Origin of the sequence: Microcoleus sp. K5-D4 (genome assembly GCF_036704575.1) — a bacterium.
GTDB lineage: Bacteria > Cyanobacteriota > Cyanobacteriia > Cyanobacteriales > Microcoleaceae > Microcoleus.
In genome coordinates this window covers 25,024-34,937 of sequence record NZ_JAUBSD010000084.1, presented here as the reverse complement: position 1 = coordinate 34,937, position 9,914 = coordinate 25,024, and the positions used below count along the sequence as shown (strand labels likewise).

General features: G+C 45.1%; 8 protein-coding genes. 4 read left to right on the top strand and 4 right to left on the bottom strand.

Going from position 1 to position 9,914, the window contains the following annotated elements; genetic code table 11:
- Positions 1–53: 53 nt before the first annotated feature.
- The gene (locus tag QUA77_RS22555; protein ID WP_333452609.1) at positions 54–1,190 is read right to left on the bottom strand and encodes an amino acid adenylation domain-containing protein; all 1,137 of its coding nucleotides are present in this window, start codon (positions 1,188–1,190) and stop codon (positions 54–56) included.
- Positions 1,191–1,987: 797 nt separating this feature from the next.
- Between QUA77_RS22555 and QUA77_RS22550 the strand changes: the two genes are divergently transcribed.
- The 3 genes from QUA77_RS22550 to psbU all read left to right on the top strand — a co-directional run bounded on the left by QUA77_RS22550 (position 1,988) and on the right by psbU (position 4,694).
- Entirely contained in the window at positions 1,988–2,446 is a 459-nt protein-coding gene (locus QUA77_RS22550; protein WP_333452607.1) for a transposase, read from the top strand.
- A gap of 598 nt (positions 2,447–3,044) precedes the next feature.
- Positions 3,045–4,004 carry an adenylate/guanylate cyclase domain-containing protein gene (locus QUA77_RS22545; protein ID WP_333041108.1) on the top strand — a complete coding sequence of 320 codons (960 nt, stop codon included), beginning with the start codon at positions 3,045–3,047 and terminating at the stop codon, positions 4,002–4,004.
- A 255-nt stretch (positions 4,005–4,259) separates the two neighbouring features.
- Positions 4,260–4,694 (top strand): photosystem II complex extrinsic protein PsbU, encoded by a 435-nt coding sequence (psbU, locus tag QUA77_RS22540; protein ID WP_006635850.1) that lies wholly within the window; start codon positions 4,260–4,262, stop codon positions 4,692–4,694.
- A 74-nt stretch (positions 4,695–4,768) separates the two neighbouring features.
- Here psbU and QUA77_RS22535 read toward each other — a convergent pair whose 3' ends face one another.
- The gene (locus QUA77_RS22535) at positions 4,769–4,936 is read right to left on the bottom strand and encodes a hypothetical protein (RefSeq protein WP_333041111.1); all 168 of its coding nucleotides are present in this window, start codon (positions 4,934–4,936) and stop codon (positions 4,769–4,771) included.
- 95 nt (positions 4,937–5,031) lie between these two features.
- Between QUA77_RS22535 and nadB the strand changes: the two genes are divergently transcribed.
- Positions 5,032–6,684 (top strand): L-aspartate oxidase, encoded by a 1,653-nt coding sequence (gene nadB, locus QUA77_RS22530; RefSeq protein WP_333041113.1) that lies wholly within the window; start codon positions 5,032–5,034, stop codon positions 6,682–6,684.
- Between the two features lie 21 nt (positions 6,685–6,705).
- On the opposite strand, the gene QUA77_RS22525 is transcribed toward nadB, so the two are convergent.
- Both QUA77_RS22525 and QUA77_RS22520 read right to left on the bottom strand, forming a co-directional pair.
- Positions 6,706–6,969: a hypothetical protein gene (locus QUA77_RS22525; protein WP_333041115.1), complete on the bottom strand. Its 264-nt coding sequence runs from the start codon at positions 6,967–6,969 to the stop codon at positions 6,706–6,708.
- Between the two features lie 590 nt (positions 6,970–7,559).
- Positions 7,560–9,695, bottom strand: coding sequence for a CHASE2 domain-containing protein (locus QUA77_RS22520; protein WP_445302097.1), 2,136 nt, complete (start codon positions 9,693–9,695; stop codon positions 7,560–7,562).
- Positions 9,696–9,914: the final 219 nt, after the last annotated feature.

Below are 9,914 nucleotides of genomic sequence, written 5' to 3'. Positions count from 1 at the left end.
CTGGCTTTTCGCTCATCTGACTACATTACCATATTTTTCGGCTCTCTGCGGAACTATTTTTTACCTGAATCCTTACCCTCAGTTATCTCTAGACGGTTAAGATAACCTCTCGCTATTCCCATACCACCAATGTAAATCTCTCCCTCAGATCCATCAGTAACAAGCTCAAGATTATCCTTGTGAGAATGGCGTGGATATTTGAATAGATAAATTTGAGTATTTAAAATGGGGCGACCAATTGGTATGGTTTCCTCACCAGCTTCTACTTGATGAATGGTTGACCAAATAGTTGTCTCAGTCGGCCCGTACATATTCCAAAGGGAGGAACTTCGCTCTAGCAATTGATTGGCTAAGTGTCGATTGAGAGGTTCTCCTCCACAAAGAATTTTTAAATTGCGATCGCCTTGCCAATTAACGGCTAATAGCATTTTCCAGGTTGCAGGAGTTGCCTGCATGACTGTAGCGCCAAATTCAGTGATCGTTTTAGATAACTTCATTGGATCGATGGCGACTGCGCGACTAACTATCACAACTCGAGCACCAATTATTAATGGTAAAAAAAGTTCTAAAACAGCAATATCAAAGGATATCGTAGTGACTGCTAGTAGTACATCTTGTTCTGTCAATCCTGGTTCTTGTTTCATCGATAGCAGAAGATTGACTACAGCACGGTGAATAATTTGCACGCCTTTTGGTTTACCCGTTGAACCGGAGGTGTATATTGTATAGGCTAAATCATCAGGTGTGACTTCGCTATCTAAATTATCTTCGCTGAATTGCTCAATTTCTTGCCAATCTGAGTCTAAACATACCACTCGCATACCATTTCTTTTAGGTAGGGAGCTGAGAAGATGGGTTTGGGTAAGTAGTAGCGGAAGCTGGGAGTCTTCCAACATAAAAGCTAACCGGTCTTCGGGATAAGTTGGGTCAAGAGGGACGTAAGCACTACCGGCTTTTAAGACTCCCAGAAGTCCGATTAACATATTCAGCGATCGATCAACACATACTCCAATAAGCGTCTCTGACTTAACCCCTAAGCTTTTCAGATAATGTGCTAATTGATTGGATTTATTATTTAATTCTTGATAAGTTATTTTCTCGGTTTTAAAAATAGCAGCAATAGCATAGGGTGTTTGCCTTACTTGGAATTCTACTAACTTATGAATGCAGAAGTTTTCGGGGGTTCTCATTACAAACCTTGATAAATAAGTTGTTACGAACCTAGCTCACGACGCTCTGTAGGCTTTTAAGCATTGATTAGGTAGCCATTGCTGGTGCTTTACCGTCTTTATTTTGCTTGCAAAGCCAGTAATCAATGACACCAAACTTTTGGTCGTGGTAGAGGCTTACATAATTTACTAGACCTAACTATGTTCATCCGGAATAAAAGGAAAATTTAGGTAAATTTATAATTCCATTCCGCACCCTCAACTGTCACATCGGTTATCTCGAGTTAATGGCGGTAAATCCATCTCCGATTTTTAAGTAAAAATACTGAGAATAATGGTTGGTTTAGAATGATTATTACTCCCAGGAAGAATGGCGATTATTTTGATCGGGCAATGCACACTAAAAGATATCAGCTCAGCGAGGGTTGCCTTAAACTCTTGCCTGCTAAGTTTTCCAGCTTGCTTGTTACCCCGCTAGCTCAGTTTGGCTTCAGAAAGTGCTATTTACCAGATGCGATCGCCCTGTCACCCATAACTGCATGAGTTGAGTTCACTAAACCTATGCAGAGCATTCATCAACTTCTTTGAAGGACGGGCATCTTTCCCTAAGTTCTACTCAACGCCTGACCAGTAATCAATTCATTACCCCCAAAAAATACAAATTGTTGGTGATAAATTCCTCAATTTTCCTGGGAAGTTGGGGATTGTTTTTGCTAGTATTAACCACAAAATTTCAAACAAAATATAAACCGTAAGCAGCATCAACTCTCTCGCAAACATCAAGGTTAAAATCATCGTTTTCAAGCTTGTGGGGTGCCATGAATCACGAAAAAATGGCAAATGCTAGAGAGAATTTTAAGGAAAAACTCTCTATAAAAGTGGTGCAGGAAAACCAAGTCATTGTTGTTGAAAATATGGCAGTCAATAACTGGGTAAAAACTCACTTCTTAGCTAAAGTAATTAGCGATTGCGGATGGTCAAAATTGACCCTACCGTTGAAATACAAGGCTGAAAGAGACGGTAAAACTTACTTAGACATTGGTCGGTTTTTTGCACCATCGAGTAAGAGTTTCCACGTAGGTCTGAATCAGGTGGCTCGCCTTCTGTTGGAAGTGCGTAGCTTGACTTGTTGCAATTGCCAAACAAAGCACGATAGAGATGTGAACTCTGCTATCATTATTGGCGATGAAGGGCTTGGATTATTAGCGTTAGGAACTAGCACTACTGCCCATGGACAGAATGTAAGTTCGACGTTTGGAAGGAAATGTTCGATATGAGCGGCTGTTCCGGTTGAAATTGGAAGCTTACACCATAGGGAGTAGTGGACAGAACTCTGGATCTGCATACCAGCCCACACCCCCTACCCCCCGCCTAGCTCTACTGTGTACAGACAAGTTGATCGCTGACCCATATTGTAGAAACCCTGTTTCCTGGATTCTTGATTTCTCGTTTTGCCGAATCAATAACTTAAAATTCATGAAAATAAGCTTCCTTTCTGAGATTCATGCGAAACTTGGGTTTCAGGAATGGTGTTGAAAGATTTCGGACTTGTGTTTACACGCTAGCCCCCTAGCCAGAGAGCCATTTTCCCACTTTTTTCTGGCCCATCAAAATAAATAAAAGTTGTCTCCCCTTCGGGGCAGGCAGTATTATCAGGTACAATCTTGGTAGACAGTCTGTTTTAACTGCCTGCTTTGGTAGATCGAATCATAAATACCTTCGCTAGCTCGATCGAATTTATGGTTCACAAATCCTGCAGAGGCTAGGTGCATCGACGATGGACTAAAAAATCTAAAATCTGAAGTCTCAAATCTCAATTCGGTTAATTTTGTGTCGTTTCTAGGACTGTTGTGACGAGTGCAACCCAATCCACATATGGTACTTCGCACAGAAGGCGGCAATCGCTACTTGCCGCTCTCCGGCAGCAATTGCTGGACAGTAGGGCGGAGCGATGACAATAATTTTGTACTGACAGATCGCTGGATTTCCCGTAATCACGCGATGTTACAGCAAATGGAGACAGGAGAGTTCTACCTGATCGACTTGGGCAGCCGCAATGGTTCCTTTGTCAACGGGCGGCGGGTCAGTATTCCTGTCACTCTCAGAAATGGCGATCGGATTATTTTCGGTCAAACCGAATTGGACTTCTACAACCCAACCGCCGGCCATCGGCACGATCCACCAATACACGAGACAGACTCTGAAGATTTTACGGCGACTTTGACGGTGCGTAGCCTGATTAGCGTCATGGTAATGGACATCCGAGACTTTACAGTTTTGACTAGGCAGCTAGACGAAACCCTCCTCTCGGAAGTCATCGGCAATTGGTTCCGCAAAGCAGGACAGATCATTCGCGAACACGGCAGTTGGGTGGACAAATACATCGGTGATGCCATCATGGCGGTCTGGTTCCACAAAACCAGCGGTGTCAGCAGCGAGGAAATGATGCGGATTTGCCAAGCTTTGAGCGAACTGCACAAGGCAACAGACGAACTCAGCAGCCGTTACCCCCTGCCTTTTCCTTTGCGAGTCGGGGCCGGCATCAATACTGGTTATGCAATGGTGGGAAATTCTGGCAGCAGCGACCGATCGGACTATACCGCCTTGGGAGATACTGTAAACGCAGCATTTCGCCTGGAATCTTGCACCAAGCAACTCGGCAAGGATATCGCTGTGGGAGAAACTACCTACAAATACCTGACGCAATTGGGGGCCCAGGGCGCTTTCGAGCAGCACACCGTTGCTTTAAAGGGTTACGACACTCCCACCGTGACTTACGGCGGTACTTATGCTGATTTGAATGCTTTTCTCAAAACGAAAGGAAAAAGTTCTTGATAGCGAGAAAATTGGGTGCGGGGCAAAAATTAACCCCTTAAAATAGCAGTCCGAGTTTTTCATTTGCAGGGCCTTATATAAACTTGTCTGCGATGCTCAAAAGTCGGTCATTATCATATATTGTCCGCGTTGTCAATACCCCAATGTAAATTTTATAACAGCCCTCTACCTATTGCGGATTTATCTGAAAAACTGCATAAGCAAAATGGTAGTCTCTACATAAATGCTGTGTATGAAATTGGGAGACAAAACTTCATGAAACGATTGGGTCGTCTATTGGCAGTATTGGGCTTAGTGCTGGGCTGCTTTGCATGGGCTGGAGACCAAAGCGCGATCGCGGCGTCATTAAGCCGTATCGTCTTGCCATCATCCTCGCTCCTAGCTGTTGAAGCTCCGGCTAGAACCAATCGCGCCGATGAGAAGCTTGCCACAGAATACGGCAAAAAACTTGATTTGAACAACAGCGCCGTCCGGGACTTTCGGGAATTTCGAGGGTTGTATCCCACTTTAGCTCGACTAATTATTAAGAATGCTCCTTACGAAAATGTTGAGGACGTACTCAATATTTCAGACTTGACGGATGCTCAGAAAAAAGTGCTGCAAGCTAACATGGACAAATTCACCGTAACTGATGTTGAATCAGTCTTTATTGAAGGAGACAACCGGTTGAATAATGGTCTCTACGACTAGGTAGCAGCGGGTCTCATTTGAAGGCAGAAGTCATTGGGCAGAAGGCATTCGGCAGAAAGAAAATATTTTTTTTTCTATAGGCTGATGACTTCTGCCTTTAATTTCTGAACACTTACTTTCAACCACCATTGGGCAAAAGCCGACCAAAATTCGCTAGATTGAAATAAGCGGGTTCCCAAGATTCCTCTGTAGACTGAATTCTTTAATATAAAATCTAAAATATAAGCTCGCTCGACTGACATTAGTTCAAGTCCCCAGATTCATCTGTAGACTCAATTCTAAAATCTAAAATCTAAAATCTAAAATCTAAAATCTAAAATCGACTGGCGGCAGACTTATGACTGACAAATTTGACGTATTGGTAATAGGTGCTGGCGCGGCGGGTTTGTACACAGCACTTTGCCTGCCAGAGCATTTGCACGTGGGCTTGATCAATAAAAATACCCTGCCTGTTTCTGCCAGCGATTGGGCTCAAGGAGGGATTGCCGCGGCGATCGCCCCTGAAGATTCGGCAGCACTGCACGTTCAGGATACACTGGCTGCAGGAGCCGGTCTTTGCGATTTGGATGCGGTGAAATTTTTAGTTGAGGAAGCTTCGGCCTGCATTGACTCCCTAGTGAAAATGGGCGTTGCATTCGATCGCACCGGCCCCGATTTAGCCCTCACCCTAGAAGCAGCCCACTCCCGCCGCCGAGTTCTCCACGCCGCCGACACTACGGGCAAAGCCGTTATCAGTACGCTGACAGCAAAAGTATTGAGCCGCAAAAACATTCAACTCGTATCTCCTGCCTTTGCTTTGAGTCTGTGGCTAGACGCAACCGGGCGCTGCCAGGGGATTAGCTCGATTTGTGGCTCACGAGTCAAGTGGCTGCAGGCCAAAGCCGTGGTGCTGGCGACAGGCGGCGGCGGACAGGTTTTTGCTCAAACGACCAATCCGTCGGTAAGTACCGGGGACGGGGTGGCAATTGCGTGGCGCGCCGGGGCGCTGCTGCGAGACTTAGAATTTGTGCAGTTTCACCCGACGGCACTGAGCACAGCGGGCGCGCCTCGGTTTCTCATTAGCGAAGCGGTGCGGGGAGAAGGAGCTCATTTGGTTGACAGTAAGGGATATCGCTTTGCTTTTGACTCTCACCCCAGCGGGGAACTCGCCCCTAGGGATGTTGTCAGCCGCGCTATTTTCCGCCACTTGCAAAAGACGGGGGAACCTCATGTTTGGCTGGATTTGCGCCCGATTGCGGTCGATCGACTGCGCTACAGGTTTCCCAATATTATTCAAGTGTGCGCTGACTGGGGAATTGATATTTTTTCCGAACCGGTGCCGGTGACGCCCGCAGCCCATTACTGGATGGGAGGGATTGTCGCTGACAAGTTCAACCAAACTTCGATTCCGGGTTTGTACGCGGTGGGAGAAACTGCGAGCACGGGGGTACACGGCGCTAATCGGTTGGCGAGCAATTCGCTGCTGGAATGTCTGGTTTTTGGGGCGCAGATGGGACTTTTGCAGCTAGAAGGTGGAACGCCCGAGGCATTCGCCGATCGGTTCGAGGCGGGGGAAATCTTGGAAAAATCGATTTCTGAAAAGGACATTGAGGCGATCGAAAAGTTGCGGGTCGAATTGCCGAATTTGGTGTGGCAGAGTGCGGGAATTTGCCGGGGACAACGCGATTTGGAAAGTGCGATCGTCCAACTTGAGATTTGGCGGCAAGAATTTGCTTCGTTGCCTTTGAGTCAAACGCTTGATAATTTACGGCCCGGACAAATTATTGATTTTTCCCCTGCTGAGGCGGAGAATAGCTCGATTTTGCGAAATTGGGGAGAAGTGGGGAATTTATTGGATATCGGCTATTTAATTGTCAAAAGTGCTGCGTTTCGCACCGAAAGTCGCGGCGGTCATTACCGAGTGGACTATCCCCTCACCGATCCGGATTGGTGCAGCCATACTTTAATTAACCAATCGAATTGGTACAAATCTCCGCGAATAGAAGATTGAAAATTTATTGAAAATTTAGGGTCAGCGCGTTCCCGTACCGTCACTTTCGGGGCTCCCGTTCGGGGGTGGTTCGTATTGTTTTGGGTCATTTGGAAACCTAGAGGTTTGTGCAACTGTCAAAACTCTCGGCGTCGATGGCGTCGGAGTCTTGCCCGTGCTACGGGTTTTTGTTAAGTTGCTAGTTGAGTTGCTGGCAAGTCGAGCCGCATTTGCGGTGCCGACTATATTCACTTGCAGGCAGGCAGCCAGGGTTGCCGTTGTTGTGAGCTTAATCAAAGTACGCATAGTATTCACAGCCTTATTCAAATCACCGCAATAGATCCACGTCTGTACCACCTATTATATCTGTCAATTTCCGTATTTCCACTGATATCTTTACATTTACTTTAATTAACTTTCATAAGTTTACATAAACTTTTTTACATTAAGGCTTTTTGGCGATTTGAATTTGGTTTCAGGTTGTGATTTATTTTAATATTTTGTAACATTTAGATAAGACGGCAAGTTGCTCTCATAAGTTTTATATTTTGCTAAATCTATCTAATGGCAGATGACAGATATAAGAATTTTAATTTGTGTGATTTTAGATTTTAGATTTCACTATTTTGGACATTTTTTTGAACGGTTTCAAAAAGCTTAGAAGCCTTACAGTTTAAGGAGGGAGCTATTTTTTTTAGTTAGCTGCAGCTGCATACGGGACGCCTGAAATAATATTTACCTTACAGCCCAAGTAGGGTTTGAAGTATAAAAATTACTCAAATTTTGTCTGAAATAATTGAGTTTTTAGATAAAAAATTGAATAATTACAAATGACTTATCAATATCGGACTGGGGACTTTACCTACAGTGGCATTATTTTTTGAAACGGGTCTTAATTAATAAAAGTGATATTGATTTTTCCCGCGTTCTTTAGCACGATACATCGCAACATCGGCATTCTTAACTAAAATCTCTGGCTCTTGACCGTCAATGGGATATAAACTAATGCCAATACTTGTAGTTACAGAAACTGTATGTTCTTCTAAAATAAAAGGCTGCATGATGGCGTCGCAAATTTTTTCCGCTACTTTCGCAGCTTCCTCGCGACCTGGAATTGCGGGCAAAATGACTGTGAACTCGTCGCCGCCCAACCGGGAGATGGTATCGCTACCGCGCAAGCATTTTTTGAGCCTATTGGCAACTGTTTTTAAGAGTAAATCGCCCACATTGTGTCCGAGATTGTCGTTGATTGACTTAAATCCATCTAAATCTAAAAACAGTAAAGCTACCAATTCTTGAGTGCTGGAGGCTATTTCTAGAGACCGATGCAAGCATTCGTAGAACCTTTGGCGGTTGGGCAAACCGGTAAGGGCATCGTGATAAGCTTGGTGGCTGAGTTCAGCGTTTTTTTGTTCTAGGGCATTTGCCCGGAGTTGGCGCTCGGTAATATCTCTGATTGCTCCGACTAAAAATAGGTTGCCTGCAGCATCTTTATGCAGGGATCTTTTAGTCGCAATCAGATGCGTAATTCCGTGAGCGTCAGTAAAATATTCTTCATTTTCTCGCGGCTGGTGAGTTTGAAATACTAATTCGTCTTGCTGCCAAAATATCTCGGCTTCGGCTTGGGGAAATAATTCGTAATCGGTTCGGCAGGTTAAAATTTCTAAAGGATAGCCAATAAACCGACAATATGCCTGATTCAAAACAACGCAGCGGTGATTTCGATCTTTGACAAAAATGGGGTCGGGAATTGTATCGATTAGCGATTGTAAAAATTCTTTAGACCGTTTTAATTCTTCTTGCAAGTGAGCCAGATAACCCACAACAGCAGCACCAGAACCCACAAGACTAAGGATGGGAGGAATTAACGGTAGCCACCAACCGGCTAAAAAAACTAAGTATAAAGTGGCACTCAGACCGAGACAGATACTGGATAAACAATAAGCCGATCGACCAAGCGATCGCAAATTCCAACTCACCTTTGCTCCCGCCCAAGACCAAAGTAAAATCCACAGCAACTCCGCAGCCTCTGGCCAGACATTGATAGCCCCGCGCCCGTCGAGGGCCGCACTCAAAATTTGGCTCAAGAAATGAGCCTGAAGCTCGACTCCCGGTATTTGCTGGGGAGGACCAAACCAACCGGAACTGTAAGCATTTTGGTAAAAGTCTTTGAGGCTGGGGGCATTTGAGCCGATCAAGACAACGCGCGATCGTACAAAATCAGCGGGTACTTTGCCAGAAAGCACATCGCTCATCGATGCAGTGCGAAAACTGCCTCGCGGGCCGCGCAGGTTGGTCAAAATTTGATAGCCACGGCTGTCCGATCGAACGTAAGCACCGTCATTCGGTTGAAAAGGCCGAAAAACCCCCTTGCCTAACTGCAAGTATTTAGGATTGACTCTTGCTCGTTGAGGGGAAATCCCTTCAGTTTGAAGGTAAAGCAAAGCCAGTCTGAGTGCAAAACTTTTATGAGTTTTGCCGTCTCCGGGCCAAGCGTAGAGCAAAGTTCGCCGGACTTTTGAGTCAGCGTCGATGACAACATTGTTGAAACCGATTCGATCGAGCTGGTCAAGTACCGGAGGTGGCCGAACTCCGAAGCGGGTTTCGTCTGGCATCAACTCAATGCCGATTAAGTTGGGAATAGTTTTAAAAGTTTTGAGCAATTCGGCGTTACCCGGTTGAGTTGGCAAATCTCGGTAAACGTCGAGGCCGATCGCCCGCGGCTTGCCAGCGTGCAATTTTTGCAGCAATTGGGCCAAGACAGCATCCGAAATTGGGTAGCCGTATTTTTGCAAGTCAGCTTCCTTAATTTCTACAATGACGATGCGCGAGTCAATTTGTTCGGCCGGCCGCCACCGCACAAATTGGTCGAAAGCAGCCCATTCCCACACCTGAAAAAATCCAAACCAGCGCATTACAATGACCGTACTAGCAACGGCACTCGCAGTAATCAATACTCGGCGTTCTCGATCGACCCATTTTTTGATAGTTTTTAGCATATTTTGAGGATTTGGGCCTCGCCCTTTGAGCATCTAAACTACTACTACCTATAGGTTTTACATCTCCAGGGCGATCGGCTCAGTCGATTTTAGATTTTAGATTATCCAATTTTTTGGTTTTTCGGTGCGGGCGAGTCGATTTTAGATTTTAGATTTTAGATTTTAGATTTTAGATTATCCAATTTTTTGGTTTTTCGGTGCGATCGGGCTGCAAGACGAGAAACCGGGTTTCGCAACCAAAATATGTCATTT

Excerpts from the sequence above, each read along its gene's own strand:
- QUA77_RS22555 (WP_333452609.1), bottom strand. The coding sequence starts at position 1,190 with ATGAGAACCCCCGAAAACTTCTGCATTCATAAGTTAGTAGAATTCCAA.
- QUA77_RS22550 (WP_333452607.1), top strand. The coding sequence starts at position 1,988 with ATGAATCACGAAAAAATGGCAAATGCTAGAGAGAATTTTAAGGAAAAA.
- QUA77_RS22545 (WP_333041108.1), top strand. The coding sequence starts at position 3,045 with ATGGTACTTCGCACAGAAGGCGGCAATCGCTACTTGCCGCTCTCCGGC.
- psbU (WP_006635850.1), top strand. The coding sequence starts at position 4,260 with ATGAAACGATTGGGTCGTCTATTGGCAGTATTGGGCTTAGTGCTGGGC.
- QUA77_RS22535 (WP_333041111.1), bottom strand. The coding sequence starts at position 4,936 with ATGTCAGTCGAGCGAGCTTATATTTTAGATTTTATATTAAAGAATTCA.
- nadB (WP_333041113.1), top strand. The coding sequence starts at position 5,032 with ATGACTGACAAATTTGACGTATTGGTAATAGGTGCTGGCGCGGCGGGT.
- QUA77_RS22525 (WP_333041115.1), bottom strand. The coding sequence starts at position 6,969 with ATGCGTACTTTGATTAAGCTCACAACAACGGCAACCCTGGCTGCCTGC.
- QUA77_RS22520 (WP_445302097.1), bottom strand. The coding sequence starts at position 9,695 with ATGCTCAAAGGGCGAGGCCCAAATCCTCAAAATATGCTAAAAACTATC.